The 19,934-nt window shown below is 59.1% G+C and carries 19 protein-coding genes and 3 pseudogenes; 15 read left to right on the top strand and 7 right to left on the bottom strand.

Annotated features, from left to right (window positions below; genetic code table 11):
- Positions 1–198 precede the first annotated feature (198 nt).
- From QRQ56_RS25360 to ligD, 4 genes and pseudogenes are all read left to right on the top strand, one after another.
- Complete coding sequence (locus QRQ56_RS25360; protein WP_438743821.1) at positions 199–414, top strand: hypothetical protein; 216 nt, start codon at positions 199–201, stop codon at positions 412–414.
- Positions 415–2,097, top strand: coding sequence for a PHP domain-containing protein (locus tag QRQ56_RS25355; RefSeq protein WP_438743819.1), 1,683 nt, complete (start codon positions 415–417; stop codon positions 2,095–2,097). It abuts the gene before it with no gap.
- A pseudogene (locus tag QRQ56_RS25350) lies at positions 2,097–2,534 on the top strand (MOSC domain-containing protein); the annotation flags it as partial. The gene QRQ56_RS25355 and the pseudogene QRQ56_RS25350, both read left to right, overlap by 1 nt.
- Positions 2,535–2,672: 138 nt before the next feature.
- A pseudogene (gene ligD / locus QRQ56_RS25345) lies at positions 2,673–3,619 on the top strand (non-homologous end-joining DNA ligase).
- A 29-nt stretch (positions 3,620–3,648) separates the two neighbouring features.
- On the opposite strand, the gene QRQ56_RS25340 reads toward ligD, so the two are convergent.
- Positions 3,649–4,473 carry a ribonuclease HII gene (locus tag QRQ56_RS25340; protein WP_438743817.1) on the bottom strand — a complete coding sequence of 275 codons (825 nt, stop codon included), beginning with the start codon at positions 4,471–4,473 and terminating at the stop codon, positions 3,649–3,651.
- Positions 4,474–4,704: 231 nt separating this feature from the next.
- Between QRQ56_RS25340 and QRQ56_RS25335 the strand changes: the two genes are divergently transcribed.
- A complete protein-coding gene (locus tag QRQ56_RS25335; RefSeq protein WP_438743815.1) occupies positions 4,705–5,823 on the top strand; it encodes a DNA topoisomerase IB in 1,119 nt (372 codons plus the stop codon).
- Positions 5,824–6,256: 433 nt separating this feature from the next.
- Here the strand turns inward: QRQ56_RS25335 and QRQ56_RS25330 are convergent, their stop codons facing one another.
- The 3 genes and pseudogenes from QRQ56_RS25330 to QRQ56_RS25320 all read right to left on the bottom strand — a co-directional run bounded on the left by QRQ56_RS25330 (position 6,257) and on the right by QRQ56_RS25320 (position 7,832).
- Positions 6,257–6,424 (bottom strand): hypothetical protein, encoded by a 168-nt coding sequence (locus QRQ56_RS25330; protein ID WP_438743814.1) that lies wholly within the window; start codon positions 6,422–6,424, stop codon positions 6,257–6,259.
- Positions 6,425–6,870: 446 nt separating this feature from the next.
- A pseudogene (locus tag QRQ56_RS25325) lies at positions 6,871–7,107 on the bottom strand (DNA ligase); the annotation flags it as partial.
- A 467-nt stretch (positions 7,108–7,574) separates the two neighbouring features.
- Positions 7,575–7,832 (bottom strand): hypothetical protein, encoded by a 258-nt coding sequence (locus tag QRQ56_RS25320; protein WP_438743813.1) that lies wholly within the window; start codon positions 7,830–7,832, stop codon positions 7,575–7,577.
- 453 nt (positions 7,833–8,285) lie between these two features.
- Here QRQ56_RS25320 and QRQ56_RS25315 point away from each other — a divergent pair, with 453 nt between their 5' ends.
- Both QRQ56_RS25315 and QRQ56_RS25310 read left to right on the top strand, forming a co-directional pair.
- A complete protein-coding gene (locus tag QRQ56_RS25315) occupies positions 8,286–9,515 on the top strand; it encodes an ABC transporter substrate-binding protein (RefSeq protein ID WP_438743811.1) in 1,230 nt (409 codons plus the stop codon).
- A gap of 238 nt (positions 9,516–9,753) precedes the next feature.
- Positions 9,754–11,895, top strand: a complete 2,142-nt coding sequence (locus QRQ56_RS25310) for an ATP-binding protein (RefSeq protein WP_438743809.1) — start codon at positions 9,754–9,756, stop codon at positions 11,893–11,895.
- A gap of 402 nt (positions 11,896–12,297) precedes the next feature.
- Here QRQ56_RS25310 and QRQ56_RS25305 read toward each other — a convergent pair whose 3' ends face one another.
- Together QRQ56_RS25305 and QRQ56_RS25300 are read right to left on the bottom strand one after the other, a co-directional pair.
- On the bottom strand, positions 12,298–12,759 hold the full coding sequence (locus QRQ56_RS25305; RefSeq protein WP_438744272.1) for a fasciclin domain-containing protein: 462 nt from the start codon (positions 12,757–12,759) through the stop codon (positions 12,298–12,300).
- Between the two features lie 218 nt (positions 12,760–12,977).
- Positions 12,978–13,835, bottom strand: coding sequence for a LysR family transcriptional regulator (locus QRQ56_RS25300; protein WP_438743808.1), 858 nt, complete (start codon positions 13,833–13,835; stop codon positions 12,978–12,980).
- A 96-nt stretch (positions 13,836–13,931) separates the two neighbouring features.
- On the opposite strand from QRQ56_RS25300, the gene QRQ56_RS25295 reads away from it, so the two are divergent.
- The 4 genes from QRQ56_RS25295 (at position 13,932) to QRQ56_RS25280 (ending at position 16,162) form a co-directional block, all read left to right on the top strand.
- Positions 13,932–14,903: a sodium-dependent bicarbonate transport family permease gene (locus QRQ56_RS25295; RefSeq protein ID WP_438743807.1), complete on the top strand. Its 972-nt coding sequence runs from the start codon at positions 13,932–13,934 to the stop codon at positions 14,901–14,903.
- 7 nt (positions 14,904–14,910) lie between these two features.
- Positions 14,911–15,222: a P-II family nitrogen regulator gene (locus QRQ56_RS25290; RefSeq protein ID WP_438743806.1), complete on the top strand. Its 312-nt coding sequence runs from the start codon at positions 14,911–14,913 to the stop codon at positions 15,220–15,222.
- A 302-nt stretch (positions 15,223–15,524) separates the two neighbouring features.
- Entirely contained in the window at positions 15,525–15,704 is a 180-nt protein-coding gene (locus QRQ56_RS25285; RefSeq protein WP_438743805.1) for a hypothetical protein, read from the top strand.
- An 86-nt stretch (positions 15,705–15,790) separates the two neighbouring features.
- Positions 15,791–16,162 carry a hypothetical protein gene (locus tag QRQ56_RS25280; RefSeq protein WP_438743804.1) on the top strand — a complete coding sequence of 124 codons (372 nt, stop codon included), beginning with the start codon at positions 15,791–15,793 and terminating at the stop codon, positions 16,160–16,162.
- Positions 16,163–16,381: 219 nt separating this feature from the next.
- Here the strand turns inward: QRQ56_RS25280 and QRQ56_RS25275 are convergent, their stop codons facing one another.
- A complete protein-coding gene (locus QRQ56_RS25275) occupies positions 16,382–16,525 on the bottom strand; it encodes a hypothetical protein (protein ID WP_438743803.1) in 144 nt (47 codons plus the stop codon).
- Positions 16,526–17,012: 487 nt separating this feature from the next.
- On the opposite strand from QRQ56_RS25275, the gene QRQ56_RS25270 reads away from it, so the two are divergent.
- The 4 genes from QRQ56_RS25270 (at position 17,013) to QRQ56_RS25255 (ending at position 19,870) form a co-directional block, all read left to right on the top strand.
- Entirely contained in the window at positions 17,013–17,819 is an 807-nt protein-coding gene (locus QRQ56_RS25270; RefSeq protein WP_438743802.1) for a hypothetical protein, read from the top strand.
- Between the two features lie 47 nt (positions 17,820–17,866).
- Positions 17,867–18,880, top strand: a complete 1,014-nt coding sequence (locus QRQ56_RS25265; RefSeq protein WP_438743800.1) for a hypothetical protein — start codon at positions 17,867–17,869, stop codon at positions 18,878–18,880.
- Complete coding sequence (locus QRQ56_RS25260; RefSeq protein WP_438743799.1) at positions 18,867–19,217, top strand: hypothetical protein; 351 nt, start codon at positions 18,867–18,869, stop codon at positions 19,215–19,217. The genes QRQ56_RS25265 and QRQ56_RS25260 overlap by 14 nt, the downstream gene beginning before the upstream one ends.
- Before the next feature lie 206 nt (positions 19,218–19,423).
- Complete coding sequence (locus QRQ56_RS25255; protein ID WP_438743798.1) at positions 19,424–19,870, top strand: hypothetical protein; 447 nt, start codon at positions 19,424–19,426, stop codon at positions 19,868–19,870.
- Positions 19,871–19,934: the final 64 nt, after the last annotated feature.

Raw genomic sequence — 19,934 nt, 5'->3', positions numbered from 1 at the left:
CGGCGAGGAGTTCCAGCGGACCGCACTGTTCGCTAGGTCTGGGCTTTCGCGACAAGCCCGACGGGCCCCGATGGGCGCTCCAGTCCTTCTCAGAACCCATCGAACTCTCGGCGAGAGCCGGCGTTTACTGACATCATGTCAGACGCATTCGACTACTTCCGCGCTTACGCCGTTCGGGCCCTCTGCAAGGCGAGATCCATGCAGCGGGGCAAGATGAAGCATCTGCAATTGGTGGCCGGCCGGATCTACAATCTCCTCAAGAAGGAGGCGGCCTACGGTCCCAACGTCCAACACCTTGAGGATTTTCGTGCAGCCCAGAAGCTCGAGGCCTCTCTCGATCGCCGGTCAAGTGACCGCTCCGGCGGCCGGCTTGCTCCGGCGGCGCCGCAGAGCTCGGACCGGGAGGCTGGCTGAATGCCTTCGCTCGACGCGCGCGGTGTGGCAAGTCTCCTGCGAGAGTACGCGCAGCGCACGGCCTTGCGAGGCGGCAATCCCTACCGGGCGAAAGCCTACTCTCGGGCCGCCGACAGCCTGGCCGCCCTAGCCGTTCCTCTGGACCTCCTCACTGCCGAGGATCGACTTACTGAGATCCCGGGCGTCGGCGATGCTATTGCCGACATCATCGCCAAAATTTACAAGACGGGCAGTCATCCCAGCCTTGAAAAGCTGCGGAAAGAGATTCCCGCGGGCGTGCTCGAGATGCTCGCTGTGCCTGGCCTTCGTCCGGAGAAGGTGCTGCGCCTGTACAAGGATCTCGGCATCGGTTCGCTCTCGGAGTTGGAGGCCGCCGCCAAGGATGACCGCATCAAGAAGGCGAAAGGACTCGGCGCAGCGCTACAGACCAAGATCCTGCAGAACCTCGCGTTGGCCAAAAGCGGAGAAGGCCGCCTCCATCTGCACCGCGCCGCTGCGCTGCTCGCGCATGCGAAGGACTCGATCCGCAAGTCCCGGCCCGAACTCAAGCGTGTGACGATCGCCGGCGATTTCCGCCGCGGCTGCGAACTCGTCGGCGATCTCGCGATCGTTGCGGAGGCGCCCAAGACGGTCAAGACGTCGAAGACGTCACCGGCGGACGGATTGCAAACACGTCTGTCCGACCGCAAGCACTTCGGCGCTGCTCTTCTCTACGCGACGGGCTCCGCGGCCCATATCGAACAGCTCCAAGCCTTGGCGGCGGAGAAGGGGTTGCGATTGGAGGCCGACGGCTTGCACAAGGGCCGCACGCTGATCGCCGGCGAGGAGGCCGAGATCTACCGCGCCCTCGGTCTTCCCTTCATCGACCCTGAGCTCCGGGAAGGGCGCGGCGAGATCGAGGCGGCTCTGAAAGGCAAGCTCCCGAAGCTCGTCACCGACCAGGACCTGCGCGGCATCCTTCACTGCCACACCGATGCCTCCGATGGCACCGAGACGATGGAGTCTATGGCGAAGGCTACGCGCCAGCGGGGCTTCGAGTATTTCGGCGTGGCTGACCATTCCAAGTCTGCCCACTATGCCGGCGGTCTCTCCGTTGAGGAGATCACGCAGCAACACCGGGAAGCGGACCGGCTGAATAAGCGCTTCGGCAAGGACTTCCGGATCCTTAGGGGTATCGAGTCCGACATCCTGGCTGACGGGTCGCTCGACTATGACGACGACGTTCTGGAGCGCTTCGATTTCGTGGTCGCCAGCATCCATGGGCGCTTCAAGCTGGACCGCAAGGCGCAGACGCAGCGCCTGCTTCGGGCGATTTCCGACGCTCACACCACCATCATCGGCCACATGACGGGGCGACAGCTCCAGCGGCGGCCGGGCTACGAAATCGACGTCGAGAAGGTGCTGCGGGCCTGCGCCAAGCACGACGTCGTAGTCGAGATCAACGCTCATCCATGGCGGCTTGACCTGGACTGGCGCTGGCACAAGGCGGCCCTGGAGTTCGGCTGCATGATGAGCATCAATCCGGACGCGCACTCGATCCCCGAACTCGACCACATGCACTGGGGCGTCCTGATGGCCCGCAAGGGCGGCGTCCCTGCCGATCGGGTCCTGAATGCGATGACGCTACCGGAGATCACGCGCTACTTCCGCCAGAAGCGGCGCTCGCTCGCCCGCGCCGCCTGATGTCAGAGGAGCACGATCAGGCGCTGGAGGGGAGGGTTGTTGCGGTCGCCGCCGATCGCGGGCACCACTTCAGCAAGCCAACTCGGGAGCGCATAATCCTAGTAGAAGGCCACGGCGTCGAAGGCGACGCCCACGCCGGCCCGTTCGTCCAGCACCGCTATTTGGTACGTCGCCGGCCGCGCCTGCCCAATCTCCGGCAGGTCCACCTGATCCCATCCGAACTCTTCCCGCCGCTCCTCGAAGCTGGCTTCGAGGTTGGCGCCGGCGACCTCGGCGAGAACGTCACCACCGCTGGATTGGACCTCGAACGAATGCCGCTTGGGACCCTGATCGAGCTCGGGTCAGCCGCGGTCGTCGAGCTGACGGGCCTCCGGACGCCCTGCGTCCTTATCGACCGCATCCGAGCTGGCCTCAAGCGGCAGGTGCTCTCGTCGTCGGAAACGGGCCCTCCGTTCAAATCCGGAGTGCTGGGCGTGGTCCGGGCGGGGGACCGGTTGCGGCTGGCGATAGCGCGCGGGTTTGCCTTCCATCCTCCTCGTTTCGGCCGTTGCCGGCCATGTAGCAAGGACCCTGCTATGGCCCGAAAGTCGACCTTACCTCGTCGTCTGCAGCCTATGCTGGCCACGCTGACGGATGCGCCGTTCGACGATCCCGATTGGGTCTTCGAAGACAAATTCGACGGCTTCCGTATGGTTGCGGAAATCCGCGGTGGTCGGGTCGCGCTCTACAGCCGCAATGGGAAAATCATCAGCCACTCCTATGTCGAGGTCGCGAAAGCACTTGAGGGCGTGAAGGCCGATGCCGTGATCGATGGCGAGCTGGTCGCCATCGGCAAGGACGGCGCATCCCATTTCCAATTGCTCCAGAATGCCCTGCGCCATGAGGCCAAGCTCTTGTACTGCGCGTTCGACCTCATGTTCGCGGACGGCGAGGATCTGCGAGCGCTGCCGCTCCTGGAGCGCAAGAAGCGCCTCAAGTCCATCCTGCCGCGCCACAAGCTGATCGCGTTCAGCAACCACCGCAAAGGCAATGGAACGAAGTTCTTCGCGGAAGCCGAACGGAGGCATCTCGAAGGCTCATGGCCAAGCGCGGCGACAGCCCGTACGCCTCCGGACGCCGGACCGCCGATTGGCTGAAGGTGAAGACCGCGCAGCGGCAGGAGGTCGTGATCGCCGGGTTCACCGCGCCTAGGCGAACCCGGCCGTTCTTCGGCGCCCTCGTGCTGGCGGTACGCGAGGACGAGGCATGGCGGTACATCGGCCATGTCGGCACGGGCTTCAGCCACCAGGTCCTGGAAGAGCTTCACGACAAGCTGATGAGGCTTAAGACAGCCAAGTCGCCCTTTCCTGCCAAGGTGAAGGACGAGGGGGTCACCACCTGGGTGCGGCCTTCGTTGGTTGCGGAAGTGAAGTTTGCGGAGTGGACCAGCAAGGGCGAGCTGCGCCAGCCGGTCTATCTCGGTCTGCGGTCCGACAAAAAAGCCAAAGACGTCGTTCGCGAACGGAGTTGGTCGCGAAGGTAAGGCGGCTTGCGGAGCAAAAGGACTTGGATTCAGCCGGCCTCGCGTTCGGCTGCTGTAGGCCACGGCGGCAGGGGCGGTAATCCGAGAGCCTTGCGCACGGGTCCGAACGACCTCCGGTGAGCTGCGCTTGCACCAAGCCTGGCGAGAGCTTCGTAATGTGCTGGCACCGGGTAGCCCTTATGATCCGCGAAGCCGTAGCCGGGGTGCCGGACGTCGAGAGTCCGCATGACCGTGTCGCGCTCGACTTTCGCTACGATCGACGCAGCAGCGATGCTGGCGGATTTGGCGTCGCCCTTGATGATGGCCTGCTGCGGGATGTCGATCTCCTTCAACCGCTTCGCGTCGATCAGCAAGTGCTGCGGCGTCAATCCCAGTCCCCTGACCGCGCGCTGCATGGCTTGGATGCTCGCCCAATAGATGTTGATCGTGTCGATCTCCTCGACCTCTACGAACGCCACACACCAGCTCTCTGCCTTTGCCTTGATCTCCTTCGCCAGCTCTTCGCGAGATGCGGCGTCGAGCTTCTTCGAGTCGTCGATTCCGACTATCCGCGTGCCTGGCTTCAGGATCACGGCGCCAGCGGAGACTGGCCCGGCAAGAGGGCTCATTCCGGCCTCGTCCACACCCGCCACGGCATGAAGGCCGTTCTCCCAGAGAGAGGTTTCGAAACTGAGTATCTTGCGGAGGCGCTGCCCCTCTGACCTGTTTTCGAAACGCCGTTTGTCGATCGAAGCCAGGATGGCACGGACTCCCGCGCGGGTGTCGGCCCGCAAAATCTGCTCGACGCTAGCCTCAAGCGGTCTTTTTTCGACAAGATAGCGCTGACGCAGCACATCGAGTGAATACTGGGACATGGAAGCTTTCGTGGAGACTGACTGTGGGGATCGTGTCGGTGAACTTTGTGGCGATTGTCTGAAGCTGAGCCACGCCGCCCGAAGACTCGCAGCGCCTTGTCGAAAGGAACCGATCCGGCCTTCATCTGGAAATGGGTCGCGCCACCGCTCGCAGAACGGAACTAACCGGTGCCTTCATCCCTTTACGAGAAGTGGAGCCTCGATCCCAGGGTGCTTCCGAGGGATAGGCTCATGCTCCGAGAGACCGGCAACGAAGAACAGGTTTTAGACCGCACCGCCGAAGTGGCCGCCACCATCGCGGAAGAAGGGCTTCGGTATGTCAGCGACTCCGCGCCGGGCTACACTCGCAAGCGGACTGGAACCACCTTCAGCTATTACGACAAGGATGGAAAGCGCATCACGGATGCTGCCGTCGTCCGACGTATCAAGTCCATCGGTATCCCGCCGGCCTACGAATCCGTGTGGATCTGCCCCTCGGCCAACGGCCACATCCAGGCGACAGGGCTCGATGCGAGAGGCCGCAAGCAGTATCGCTATCACCCGAAGTGGCGGGAACTTCGTGACCAGAACAAGTACGAGCACATCATCCAGTTCGCGGCCGCGCTCCCGGCGCTTCGCGCCCGGGTCGAAGCCGACATGAAGCTGGACGGACTGCCTCGCGAGAAGGTGCTGGCTACAATCGTCAGTCTTCTGGAGAAGACGCTGATCCGAGTCGGCAATGCCGAGTATGCCGAGAAGAACAAGTCCTACGGGCTCACCACAATGCGCCGCAAGCACGTCGCGGTCGGGCGCGGCGTCCTTCGGTTCGACTTCACGGGCAAGTCGGGCAAACAGTGGAAACTTCGGGTCGAGGATAAGCGGATAGCCGCGATCGTGAAGCGATGCGCGGAGATCCCGGGACACGAGCTCTTTAAGTACCTCGACGACGATGGACAGCCGCGCACCGTCGATTCCGGCGACGTCAATGCCTACATCAAGGACATCACGGGCGAGGACTTCAGCGCCAAGGATTTCCGGACATGGGCGGGGACGGTTCTGGCGGCGTTCGCTTTAGCCGAATTCAAGAAGTACGATAGCCAGGCCGAGGCAAAGCGCAACGTGGTCGCCGCGATCGAGAACGTCTCGAAGCAGCTCGGCAATACGCCAGCCGTCTGCCGGAAATGCTATGTGCATCCAGAAGTCTTGAACGCGTACATGTCCGGTGATCTCGTGAGGATGATCGAGGCCAAGATTGCCCAAAAATTCAAGCGCCAGTACGCCAAACTCACTTCCGACGAGATCATGGTGCTGGCATTTCTCCGCAAACGTCTCGATTCCCTTCAGGGCTCCGCTAAAGCATCTCGTCAATAGCCGTAGCCTTGTCTCTGGAATGGGGCGTAGCTCGCCTCGATTTCCGTTCGAGCTGGACTGGTCGCAGCAACCGATCTAGCTCTGGGTGTCCCTCGATGGCGTGTGCTCTCGAAGTTGCCGCTCCAAATCGATCGCTTGATCGGCATTGTATGCACGTTTCAGCAAAGAAGCGCGCTCGTCGCCCGGGGTAGTTTTGTCTGCCTTATCACGCATATTTTGAGCAAATTGTGCGAGCCTCGTTTCGAGAGAATCCGTCTGCTTAAACCGCCTACGTTTCGCTGCCATCAAATTTACTCCGTCGTTACGAGTTGACGGTACGAGCCGGCTCAGAAAAATACCCTATCAAATGATACGAGGCGTTAAGTTTTTTCACGGCGAATGGCTGCTTTTGCAAAAGTTGCTCAAGTTACTCATCACCAAGTTTACAAGGCGATCAGTGCATCGGTCGCGCAATTTCGAATGTGAACTTGACCTGCAAGCATGGCTCTACTTCAATCGCCATGCTGCGCAGCCCCTTGTAGGGGAATGTATGCACAGCATCACGCGCCATGTCCGCGAGAGATTTTGCTGCTTCAGCTTGAACGGCGCGCAGATCCGGCAAGTCCCTCGTCATCGATCACGAGAACCTCTTCGTCGAGCAGATCGAAGTAACAGCGCGCCATGCCTGCATCGCTCTTTTTAGGATGCATGAGGCAAAGCATCCGGGCCGTAAACAGCAAATCACGGGGTCGGCAGTGAATCACTCCTGTGGACTACGGAAGAGCAGTTGCGCGTCACATGGATACCCCGAGCTATGAAAGCTGCTCTGTGCAGTAGTGCACATGCCAATCTTATCGAAGGGAGTATGATCTCTTAGATGAATTGGGAGTCGGACAAGCGGCGATTGGAAGAGCGCCTTGCGAGGTGTCGAGAGCTTGCCAGAGATTTTCCAGCCGGTCTGACTGCAGAACACCTAAGGGACATCGAAGCGGAGTTGTTGGACGATCTCCGCGCTCTCGAAGAGTCGTCACTTCACGTCCGCTGCTCGTGAACCGCCGATCGGTTTGATCAAAGATCCTGGCGAATATCCTTGAAGAAAGGGTGTCTCACTTTGCCCTCGGCGGATTTGGCGCGGTACTCGATCTGGGCCAACAATTTGGGCTCGACCCATATTCCCTTGTGTGCGATGCGTTTGGCGTAGGGTTGCGTTTTTCGAACCAGCGGCTCGAGGCGCCGGCGAAGCTCGGCAGCAGACGTTTTGTCGAAGCCGTCGTCGACCTTGCCGGCGTAGATCAGGTCTCCCCTTGCGGCGCGAGACACATGCCGTCCCATTACCGCCCTCGAGCGCGAGGAATTGGAACCCTCAAAAGCCCTCGCGATTATCGCCATGAAAACAGGGAAAACTTGGCAATGCCGATCGGTTGGGCAATTGTATGAAGCTGTTGACCGAGTACTTGGAACGAGCAAGTCAGCTTGAACGCCTAGCGCATAGCGAGGCAGATTCTGAGTTCAAAGACCAACTGCTTAACCAAGCGACTGCCTACCGAAAGCTGGCGGCAAAACGCGCCAAGGATTACGGGCTCCCGGGACCAATCATCCCGGAGGCATAGTGCGGTTGTCACGAGTTAATACCCGGCGATCGCCAACATCGGAAGTTGCCTGCCCGAAAAGATCGTCGAGTGCTCCAAAAAGCACACACAGACGCTTGGCGGTTTTTGACCGAGGCGGACGGTGGCTATACTCGCCGCGGAAATTGGTCGAATCGGCTTGAGCTACTGCAGAACCTTTGGCAGCACGAGCACGACTTCAATTTCCTGCTTCAGGATTCGGCCTGCGATGTCTGCAATGAGGAGAGAGAAGTCGTCCTCAATCGTCGCGGCGGTGGCTTGGTCCCTGGCGTAGACGTAAAGCAGAGGTCCCTCCACCTCGGCAAAACGAATGCCCGCGAAAACCCGATCAAACTCCGCCGCTCCGAGGACCGCAGCCACGCGGGCCTGGATTGCGAAATCCTGAATGTCTGTTAAGTTCATGTAAGTCAGATAGATACGATGCACTCGGAAACAAGAGTGGGAATATTCCGGCAAGCACGCGACCATTCTGAGCGGCAACTTCTTTGTTTCAGAAAGTCGAGAGAGGGCACTCTCGCCGCTCGCATCGCTGGAAGGCGATACGGAGGGCCTAGCGGCTCAAGCTTCGCAAAAGCGATGACGCAAAGCCTAGCGCTTGCCCCGCCGGTGATGGTGACTGCGGCCGGGCATCGCCATTAGACGGCCACGAGTACCGGGTGCAGGTTCGTCCTCTTGGTTTCTTTGTCACCTCCTGGTCGACCGATATTCCAAGTCGAGGAATTGTGCGCTGCGACCTCAATTCGGATTTCGGTGGAACTGCTATCGCAGCCTGGTGTCGCCTGTATTGTCGTGCATACTCAAGAAGCCCGGCCGAGAAGCCTTTAAGCAAGAGCCGGGCGTTTTGGGAGGACAAGGATGCGTAGTGATTACGTGAAGTTCGCTTGTTCGGTCGCCATCGCGGCGGCAACTCTTTTGACTCTTTCTGCCGCTGCCAATGCGCAGAAAAAGTACGATCCCGGGGCAAGCGACACCGAGATCAAAATCGGCAACATCATGCCATACTCAGGACCAGCGTCAGCTTACGCCACCATCGGCAAAACAGAGGCGGCTTACTTCAACAAAATCAACTCTGAAGGCGGCATCAACGGCCGGAAGATCAGCTTCATCTCTTATGACGATACCTACAGCCCACCTAAGACGGTGGAGCAGGCTCGCAAGCTTGTCGAAAGCGATGAAGTGTTGCTGATCTTTAATCCCCTTGGGACGCCGGGCAACACCGCAATTCAGAAGTACATGAATGCGAAGAAGGTCCCTCAGCTATTCGTCTCGACAGGCGCTGCCAAGTGGAATGATCCGAAGAACTTTCCTTGGACGATGGGGTGGCAGCCAAGTTATCAAGTCGAGGCTCGAATCTATGGCAAGTACATCCTCCAAAACTACCCGGGGAAGACGATCGGGGTTCTCTTCCAGAACGACGATTTCGGAAAGGATTACGTAGTTGGACTGAAGGACGGGCTCGGTGATCAAGCGGGTAAGCTCATCGTCGTGGAGGCGCCCTATGAAACGAGTTCGCCAACGGTCGATTCCCAGATCGTTCAAATCAAAGGCTCAAATCCGGATATCTTCGTAAACATCGCAACTCCGAAGTTTGCTGCTCAGTCCATTAAGAAGGTCGCTGAACTAAACTGGCACCCAGTGCAGTTCTTGACCAACGTTTCTGGCTCTATTGGAGGTGTAATCAAGCCAGCCGGCTACGAGGCAAGCCAGGGGATTCTTTCGACAGCTTACTTGAAGGATCCGAAGGACGCCGAGTGGAAAACGGACCCTGCAATGAACGAGTGGCGAGCGTTCATGACCAAGTGGTATCCTGAAGGCGATCTTGACGACTCCGCTACCGTATTTGGCTATGGCGTCGCAAAGGGGCTAGAGCAGGTGCTACGGCAGTGCGGCGACAACCTCACTCGTGAGAATGTCATGAAGCAGGCCGCCAGCCTCGATTTCGAAATCGGGATCTATCTTCCTGGCACGCGGATCAAGACCGCGCCCAACGACTTCGCTCCCATCGAACAGCTTCAAATGATGCGCTTCAAAGGAGAGAGCTGGGAGCGTTTCGGCCCAATCATGAGCGGCGAGCGCGCCTCTTAAGCAGTGCAAGCCTGGCTCGCATCTGCCTCAGCTGTGGATGCGAGCCTTAAGATTGTGCCCGTTCGAAATATGGAACCTAATTTCTCTGAAGCGTGCGAGATTCAGGCTTAGAGAGATCGCGGTTTGCCGGACAGGGTCTCGGCGTAGCGATTGGAACCAAGAACACACTGGCATCGGAAACAAAACATGACTAAGGAGATATTTTAAGTCTGCGGCTACTGGAGAGGCATATTAAGCGATGAAGCAGCGGAAAGATGCAGCCCTCCGATGGCTGTGGATTTCGCTGGCGGCCTCAGTCATTGCTCCAGCCCTGGTGTTCGCATATGCGGCATACGCCGCTTACCAGGATGCGTTTGAACTGGCAGACGAGCGAATCGAACGCAGTTTGGAGGTATCAGCGGAACAGGCTCTTCGCGTGTTTCGCTCGATCAACGTAACGCTAGACAGTATTGACCAGATCACGCGCGGCAAGACCGACTCGACGATCAAGGATTCCGGAGCTGAGCTAAGTCAGCGCCTGAAGCAATTCGCGCATACTTTTCCAGACATCAGTTCAATTTGGGTGCTCGACCGCAATGGCGATGCGTTACTCTCGTCTCTATTTTTTCCAGTCCCGCCTGCTTTCAACGCACCAGAACGATCTCACCTTAAGGCAGAGCTGGCTCAAGGCGAAGAAGCTTACATTGGACGCGTGGTCGGCATCTCTCTGACCGGTGCGATTCTCTTTCCGGTTAGCAAACGACGGCACGATAGCTCGGGTACTTTCAACGGTTACACCCTGATCTCTGTCTTACCCTCGGCTTTTGAAAATCTCTATGCAACGCTGCGCGGCAAGTCGAGCGCAAGTTTTGCCTTGATTCGAGACGACGGCGCTGTTCTCGCCCGTCACCCGATCGCGGCTCGTCCTGGCATCGTATTGGATCCGTCCAGTGGCTTTGCCCAGCTGATCAAAAGTAATTCGGAGGGGGGAAAATATACGACGGTATCGAACGTAGACGGACTAGAGCGCCGTTTTGCAGTTAGAAAGCTTGCGGGACTGCCTGTGTATGTATCTTCCAGCATGGAAACGTCGGAAATACGAAGCGCGTGGCTCCGGCAGGTAGGTGGGTATCTGGCCATCGGCGCACCCGCCCTCGCTCTGGTCTGCTTCTTCATCTTTCTCACCGCCCGTAGCACAGGCGCCTTCTATGCAGAGGCAGAGCGTCGAGAAACGCTGGAGCAGGAGATGCGTCGCTCGCAGCGGATTGAAGCGGTCGGTCAGCTCACCGGCGGCATCGCGCATGACTTCAACAATCTGCTGACAATCATCATTGGCAATCTGCAGATGGCGAGCCGTAGGGTCACCGACGAAAGGCCACGAGCGTTGCTCGAAAATGCTCAAAGGGGCGCGTTGAGAGCGGCCGAGCTTACTAAGCGTCTTTTGGCGTTCTCTAGGAAACAAGCTCTTGATCCGAAGCCGGTCGATCTGAACAGACTTGTTCGAAATCTGACGAACATGCTGGCTCGAACGCTTGGCGAGACGATCTCAATTGAAAGTCACCTCGCGCCTGATCTGTGGGAAGCGCAGGCTGACCTAACTGAGCTTGAATCTGCAGTGTTGAACTTGGCACTCAACGCCCGAGACGCGATGCCGAATGGAGGCACACTCACACTAGAGACGGCAAACGCGTCTCTGGGCGAGCAGTTCTCCGCATCATCTGATCAACTGAATGCCACCCAATACGTGTCCGTTTCAGTCAAAGACACCGGAATAGGTATGGCGCCGGAAGTGACAGACAGAGCTTTCGAGCCGTTCTTTACAACCAAACCGCCCGGGATGGGGACCGGCCTCGGGCTGAGCCAGGTCTACGGCTTCGTCAAGCAGAGCGATGGTGACGTTAGAATACACTCCACACCGGGTGCAGGCACGACAGTCACGATCTATCTCCCGCGACGAACGGATGTCAGCGAACCTCGGAAAGAGCAGGCAATCGGAGGCGTTCTTCGCGGGCATGGCGAACGTGTGCTGGTCACAGAGGACGATGAAGGGGTGCGGCAGTTTGTGGCGGGCACATTGGTCGAGCTAGGCTACGAAGTCATGCAGGCGCAAAATGGTGATGCAGCACTGAACGTGCTTGCCACAAGCCAGGTGGACTTACTCCTGACCGACGTCGTGATGCCGGGTATGAACGGACGCGATTTAGCTGACGAAGCGCAGCGTCGGCGGCCTGGTCTGAAAGTGCTTTACATGACCGGTTACTCTCGCGACGCCATCGTTCATCAGGGTAGGCTCGCCCCCGGCGTTTCTCTCATCCAAAAGCCGTTTACGCAAAACGACCTCGCCGGGAGAGTGCGGAGCGTTCTGAAGGCAGTTGAGGCAGGAGGGGGAAGGCCGGCCTAGTCCGCTCACCTTGGGCAAAATGACGAAGTACGGTCTACGAACCAGGGAAGAGTGCTTCGCAAGCCGAGCTCCTCAAGCAAAAGTAGTTCTTTGGCCTGCTTTTACCCTAGTTTTCAATACGCGAATCATCATCGCAGCTTCCAATTTCAAACCGTGCGGCGCGATTTCGCTGAACAGGCCAGCCCCTGGACGACAGCTACCTTGAGGCCGCAGAGATCCGACTAAGCTGCTCCGGTTTCGGTAGGATGCGGGAGGCATCCTAACCTCAAAGATGTGCAGCAGCTCGTCGCACATCATTGAGCTTTAAAGGGTGGCAAGGCGCCAAAAAGCGCGAGCCTTAATGTGCATTCGGGAAGACGTATCCGGTCGCCATGGCGGCCGGATACGGGGCCACTAATTGCCTCAATGCATTTTCTTCGCGCGCCCGGGCGGTAGCAGCACGGTGTCGATGACGTGGATTACGCCGTTCGAGGCCTCGATATCCGGCTGGATGACATGCGCGTCGTTGACGCGGACGCCGAGACTGCCGTCGACGTTGACGGGTTGGCCTTGAACGGTTGCCACCTTCAAGGACTTGCCGGCGACATCGGCAGCCCTCACGCGGCCCGGGATGACATGATACTTCAGAATCGCCGCGAGCTTGGCCTTGTTCTTCAATAGGGATTCGACCGTTCCGGGCGGCAGCTTGGCGAAAGCCGCGTCGTTGGGCGCGAACACGGTGTACGGGCCTTTGCCCTTGAGCGTATTCACAAGACCGGCAGCTTTCACGGCGGTGACCAGCGTGCTGAACGAACCAGCCGAAACGGCCGTGTCCACGATGTCGGCGGCGCGCGCTACCGACGGACCGAGCAGGCCAACGACCATGGCCGCTCCGGCCACGAACGAACGAATTGCGGACGTCATCAATCTCTCCAGGTGTGATTCATCCATGCCGACACGATGAATGCACGCGATTTCGCGCATCCATGGTCCGACCATTTGTGATCGGCCTCTTTGAAACGAAGCTTTGCGTCGAGTGGATCACCACTCTTTCAAGAATCAGCGTGCAGTGGCGAGATGCCGCACCGGACCGAACGAGACGTTCAACTCAGCGTCTTGATCACGAAATCCCTAAGACGCTGCGCCGGCAGTGGAAGACGGTCGCGTTCGAGAATTGCAATCTCGGTATCCTTGAGATCGGGCATCGGCTTGCCATCGACGACGTGGAGATCGGGAGGGACCATGTCCTTCGGCAGCACCGTTACGCCAAGCCGCGCGCGCACCGCGGCAAGCGTCCCCGCCAACGAACCGCAAGTATAGGCGACGCGCCATGATCGCCTGGCCCGGTCGAGCGCCTCGGTCGCGCGCTTGCGATAGACGCAGGGCTTTGGCGAGACCGCCAGCGGTAACACGCCCTGCCTTAGATCTAGGCCCCCCGTGACCCACACCAGCGGTTCGCGCCACACGCGGGTGCCGGGAATCTCGATCGATCGCTCGCGCTTGATCAACGCAAGATCGAAGGCGCCTTTGCGAAAGCGCTCGATCAGGTTCATTGTCAGGTCGCAGGTCACTTCGAGGTTCACTTGGGGATAAGCGTGGGCGAACCGGGCCAGCACGTCGGGGAGATGACGGGTCGCAAAATCCTCGGGCGCACCCAGGCGGACGAGGCCCCGTATCGCAGGCTCCTGGATGCGTGCAACCATTTCGTCATTCAGGTCCAGCATGCGCTGCGCATATTCGAAGAAGGTGTAGCCTTCCGGGGTCAATGCCACGGCCTGCGGCGACCGTTCCAGCAACTTGCCACCGACCAATTGCTCAAGCCGGCGGATCTGAAGGGATATGGTCGACTGCTGCAGGCCGAGCGTCCGAGCGGCGCGGGTGAAGTTCCCGAGCGAGACAATGGTCACGAAGGACCTGATCAGATCGATGTCGATGTTGAGGCGCGAGCGGGGCATCATCATTGCCGTTTTCAATGATGATCTTTGATACAATCAATTTTGTCAAACACCAGCGGGAAGCTATGCAACCGTCATTTGCTCCAACCCCGCGGAGGTCCCTTGCTTGCGCTCGCCGTCCAGAATCTCGTCTCGCCCTCCGTGCTCTTCTTCGGCATGGGCCTTGGGGCCTCGCTTGGCCGCTCGGACCTTTCTGTGCCGGAGGCGATTGCACGCTTTCTCTCGCTATATCTCCTGATCTCTATCGGCTTTCGAGGCGGTGCGGAGGTCGCCCATCAAGGTCTGACCCTGCCCCTGGTGTTGACGATCGCCGCCGGAATCGTACTGTCGGCCGGTCTTCCATTCCTTGCCTACGCATTCTTGCGCTACGGTGCAGGCCTCGACCACGTCAACCCTGCCGCTGTAGCCGGTCACTATGGATCGATCTCGGCTGTGACGTTCGTTGCCGTCACGGGCGCGCTCACCCAACTGGCGCTGCCCTTTGACGGCTACATGATCGCGGTTGCAGCCGCGATGGAGACGCCAGCGATCTTCTCGGCGCTTGTGATCGCGCGCAACGGGCATGAACGAACGAAAAGTGAGTTCTCGGGAGGTTTTCTGCGCGAGATCGCACTCAACGGCTCGATCGTTGCCTTACTCGGCGCATTTGCGGTCGGCTGCATCACGGGGGAGCGTGGCATGACCTCGCTCAAGCCGTTCCTGCTCGATGCCTTCCCCGGCTTTCTCTGCGTCTTTCTGCTCGATATGGGCCTGATCGCCGGACGCGGTCTGCGGGACGGCTGGAGATCGCTGTCTATTGCCGTTGCTGGATTTGCCTGGGTGATGCCGTTGATCGGCGCAGCCTTCGCGGCCCTGTTCGCCTGGCTGATTGGCCTTTCCGCCGGCAGCACGGCGATCCTGATGACGCTGGGCGCATCGGCTTCCTACATCGCCGTCCCGGCCGCGATGCGGCTGGCGCTGCCCGCGGCAAACCCAGCCATCGCTCTGACGCTCTCGCTCGGCCTGACCTTTCCCTTCAACCTCATCCTCGGCATTCCGCTCTACATCGCTGCCGCCGAGATGATCGCAGGATGAGAAGAGCATGCAGATGTTTGCCAAGAAGCGGATCGAAATCCTGATCGAACGAGCCCTGCTGAAGCGGCTGACCGAGGAGCTCGAGCGCACCGGCGTGAGTGGTTACTCGGTCGCTCCGCTCGCCGGCGGACGTGGCCGCGCCGGGCGATGGGAAGCAGATGGCCAGATCGGCGATGCTGGCGGGATGTTCGCTCTGTGGTGTATCGTCGACGCGGCGCGACTGGACGATTTGCTGAAAGTGGTCTTTCCCATCGTCGCTCGGCAGGTCGGCCTCGTCTCAGTCAGTGACGTGCAGGTGGTGCGGCCGGAGCGATTTTGACGAGATCGGAGCAGTGACTGCTAAAGCTGAACTCTGGGCCTTCGGAGCAATCGCCCTCGTCGCGAAAAACGCCAGCAGTCTCGAGCGGCCCCGTTCCCCCAAAGGACAAGTCGGCTTGCGGCCCATAGCTGACGTTTAAGCCGCCCCCAAACCACACCTTGACGGGAGCGACCGCCTCCCTAAGGGAGTGAAGAAGAACTGCGAGCGCTACACTCTTTGACTAAAGGTTGGGCTTGATCCGGGGCCGCAGCTGCGTTTCGATATGCCTGTTTTATTGCTGCGCCGGATTTACCGGATTTTTCATGAAGATCATTTTGATCGGGGCGGCCGTCTGGCTGCTCCTGAATGTGCTCTACGTCCTTATCGTCATTCCTTCGCGAAAGGGGCAATTACCCAAGCAGCTTGCCCGCGTGACCGGAGCCATCAGAAAGCTCACAGGGGGGCGATGGCCGCCGCTCAATCGAAGCGATCCGCCGCCCTGAGTAGAATGGACTGTAAGCGGGCGAAGCGGACCATCTGGAACTATCGCAAATTCTCGGCAGTTGATGGGCAAGGGAGGCGCCAGCAAATGAAAGTCCCGGTCCTGGTGGCCATCACCATTTTCGTCGGATCCATCGCCGAAGCCGAACAGCCAATGACGATCGACTTTTCATTCAAAGGAACGAAGGGTTGCGCGGGGACGTACCCGAACCCTCCGATTCACATTAGGCATGCGCCCGCAACGACTGCGAAGATAGCGATCCGTCTGGTAGGCCCAAGAGACCAGGAGCTCGGCGGTCAAGAGGTAACTTACCCCTCCAACGGGATCATTCTAGCGGGATCAATCCGCACCTTTGCACCCTGCAAAGACGGCTTCTACAGCTACCAAGCGGTCGCGAAAGCCAAGAATGGTGCGGTCCTTGCTATGGCGGACATGCCGCGTTTTTTCCCTATCGAATAGAATCCTCCGAAAGCCCGCGCCAAGTTTAAGTTCCGTATCAATTGATCCGCATCAACTCGCCGACAGGATGCCCAGAACCACCACAAGAACGGAACTGGCCAATGGCTCGTCTCGCCTTTTGTGCCGGTATCGTCTGGCTGGGCTTCAATGCCGCTTTTGTTTGTTTTCGGCTCTGGGCTAACAGATCAGCGAACCGAGTGCTTCCAAGCGGTATAGCCGCTAACGATAACTCTCGCCTTTATTTGCCGAAGCGTTCTCGCCAACGACTGCTTTGACGGGAATGCCCACCGCCTGAAGGGAGTGGAAGATAGGAACCGGCCTAACTTTCCTGTGCTTGACCGTCTTTGCTTCGAAGAAGGTCATGAACCAAAAACTCCTTCTACTGATAGGCGCCGTGTTGCTCGCTCTAGCGAGCCCTGCCTCCCCGCAAGGTGAGGGTGGTGGAGGCGGCGGCGCCGCCGGCGGTGGTGCGGGCGGAGCTGCCGCGCCATCCGGTAGCGGATCTAGAACGTCTGCTTCAACCAGCGGCGGCCCGTCAGTACATTCTGGCGCCTGACAGTGCGCAACTCGCGGAAGAGGTGGTGTGTCCTGTGGTGGACGCAGCCCTTCTTGGTTCTTGCATCCAGCCGGCTTTCGCCGGGTCCCGTTACTTTCGCCAGGCTCGGTGCTGATAATCCTCAATTCTACAACCGCTGATAAGTGGCGCGAGCTGCAACTGCAAATTTGTTGAGAGAAGAACGCGAACGGCTACCTCTCAACGGAATTCCTTGTGGATTCGGGGAATGTCAAGGTGATTGGGCGTGGCAAGTTACGTTAAAGAGGGCGTGCGATTCGCCGTTTGAGCAGGCCAATGCCAACCTACTACAAGCCGCAGCTCACTGAGACGTCCACCCCCTTTCGGGAGGTGTGGGAGTTCATGCGCAGGGGCTTGGACCCGGTCGCGCGCCAGATTCTTGGGAAACTCGAGTTCTACGAGGAGCGAGGCATCCAAGCCGCCGCTCCTGAGGAGCCTCTTTCTGAGGAGGAGAAGGAAGAGCTTGGCCAGGTGATCACAGCCCTGACCATAGCCGCGGTTCGTAGCGAAGAAATAAAGCCAGGTTCGCTTGTGTCTACACTGGCACGCCTGCACAAAGAGCCTGAACTTTTTTGTAATGACGCGCTGCCGGCGATGGTCGTGTGGGAGCTAGCTCAGGATTATCAACGCGACTCAGAGCCGCCCGGCACCTTCAGCATGGACATATGGGGCAGCGATCAAACGGCGGTCTCTTACAAGCGCCTTGCCCCGAGCAACGACGCGATTGCGCTCGCCGCCGGTCGCGCAAGAGCACGCATTCAGCGCATGCGGTCACCTGGTCGTCCTGACCACCCTGCGCACCCCGAACTCGGGCGAAGGTTGGCACCCATCTTCGCAACAAACAGGCAGGGCTCCGCCGGATCGCCCCACCCGATAATGGGCAAGGGGCGCGTCCCCTTCATCGATTTCCTTGAAATGGTCCTCCCGCCTCTGCGCAAGTTCCTCAGCGAACGCCGCTTGTTGCCCGTCAACAAGGACGCAATTGTGGAGGCTGCTCACGCGTTCATTAAAGATAGCTGGGCAGCCCACCCGTTATGCACACCCGATTATTCCAACGGATTGGATATCGATTCTCCCGTGTAAGCTTCTTAGCGTGATCTGGATTCCTGTTTAACGAAAGGACCCAGATCATGAGCTACGAGCATTATTCTGAGGCTGCGACAGAGTCGACCAAAGCGGTTACCCCTGACAACAACCTGTCAGAGCACGACTGCGAAATCCCGACCGCGAGCAACGAGGCGGTCTCCTCGATCAATATGGAAGAGAAGGCAAACGACACGGCGGTTTTGCAGCCTCCTGTTTCAGAGGATGCCGAGCAGCAGATTCAGCAGGAGCTGTTGGAGGATGAGGCGGCCAAAGAGGAGGACGCGGACGAGCACGACCAGGAAGAGGAAGAGGAAGAAAAAGAAAAAGAGGAAGAGGAAGAGGAAGAGGAAGAGTTTGACTACTACGCGGTTCTTCAGGAAGACGAGGAGGAGCGCGATTACATGCCTGACCACATCGAGCAGTTTTTGAACAATCCGCCCCCGCGCCTCGGCGTGAACTCGTCTACCTTTCGCAGGATGTTCGACGACATCTGTAACTGCATGCCGCCGCATCGTCCGAAGTCGGACGCGGAATTTGAAGCGGCTTTGAATGCCACGGTTGCGTATTTTCGCGCGGCTTGGCTTGATCGTCAGATGGCCAACCTCGTGAAACTGCACGAGCGTCCCGCGGCGGAAGCTCTGCATCTGAGCCTGCAAGCGGTGGTGCCTCCGACGAAGAAGTACAAGGAAGATCTCGAGCGCCATGCGAAGGAGGGAGCGATGGACTATTTCGCCGATCCGGCCTACCGCACCAAATTCATCGAAAGCCTCGAGCGCGGTGGTCTGGGTGCCGAAGCCGTCGAAGCCGAGGCTTTCAGGCGCGCGATTCCTTCGCTCGCGGTGACTGAGCGCATGCGCAAATCCGCGATCAAGGAGTACGAACAGGCGCTGAAGGTTCTTAAAGAGGCCTACGCTCTCCGCGATCCCGAGGAGCGCATGCCGCTCAGTGCGTCGGCAGAGCGCCGCTTCTGGAAGGAGGTGGCGGAAGATAGGAAGCTCGTCCGAGAGGAGCGTTTGCTCAAAGAATCCCAGAAAGCGGCCGAGAATGGCGAGCCGTAAGCAGATCGCCGCCAACCGACGCAACGCGGCCCGGAGCACCGGGCCGCGGACCCAACAGGGCAAAGCGCGCTCGCGCATGAACGCGCTTCGCCACGGACTGGCGGTCAAGATTGGTGGCTCAGATCAGACCTGGGAACAGCAGTCTTCCGCCACTTCCGCCGAGATCTTCGCTCGCATCAATCAGATCGAGTGCGAGCGACTTAAGCTGGCCAGCTCCATCGAAGAGCTAATGGCGTCCCAATCCTCCGAGCTCATGTTCGAGCAGCTCAACAGACTTGCTGTTTTGGACCGCTATTTGCAGCGAACCCGGTCCAAGTTGGCGTGGGAAAAGGAGTAGTGCAGAAGGGCATTTGCTTCGAGGTGTCAACGTGTTGAAGCGCATTATTGCAAAATTTGGGTTCGTTCTGCGCAGCTGTCCGAAGAGGACGCAGCATTTGCTTGACGGCCCTTCCCGTTTGGCGATGCGGTGGAAGCGCTATGACAATTGTGAGGCAATCTATGCCCAATTGTGGAGCAAGCGCGGTCTCGTCTCTCCGACGAGTCATGGTGACCATGCTGGCGCAGATTATTCGCTGGGATGGTCTTCGAGCCGACCTCGTCCATCTTTTTCCCGGCCTAACCCATTTGGGGGAGGCGCGTCCGGCGGAGGTGGCCTATCGCCTTGGACGACAGTCCATGTCCCGGCGGCGTTCTTTTGCGTTCGTCGGGATGGCGTGCCTGCAGGTCGTTCAGTGGCGAAATGACGTCAAACGCGTTGGGGAGCAATCTGGTGGGTTTGGACGGCTTCTCGTTCTTCGAGCTCGAGATGCGCAAGCGTTCGCGGAGCTGGGAGTGGCGTATTGGCTCTCGCGGCGGAAAGGCCATCATGCGCGGACGCGCGAGAAAGCGCGTGGTGGCGAGGTATCAGGCGACGAGCGCTTTGTTTCTCTTGCTGATGAACGTACCCACAGCGGGCCGGAACCGAAATTGAAGGCGGCGCGCGGAGCGTGAGGCTGCGCCATCCAGCTGACGTCGAAGAAAACATCTAGCGTTGTCGCTTAAGCGAAACTTGCGA

This window comes from Bradyrhizobium sp. U531 (assembly GCF_051710265.1).
Lineage (GTDB): Bacteria > Pseudomonadota > Alphaproteobacteria > Rhizobiales > Xanthobacteraceae > Bradyrhizobium.
The sequence above is the reverse complement of the archived record's forward strand: the minus strand, read 5'-3'. Positions and strand labels throughout refer to the sequence as shown.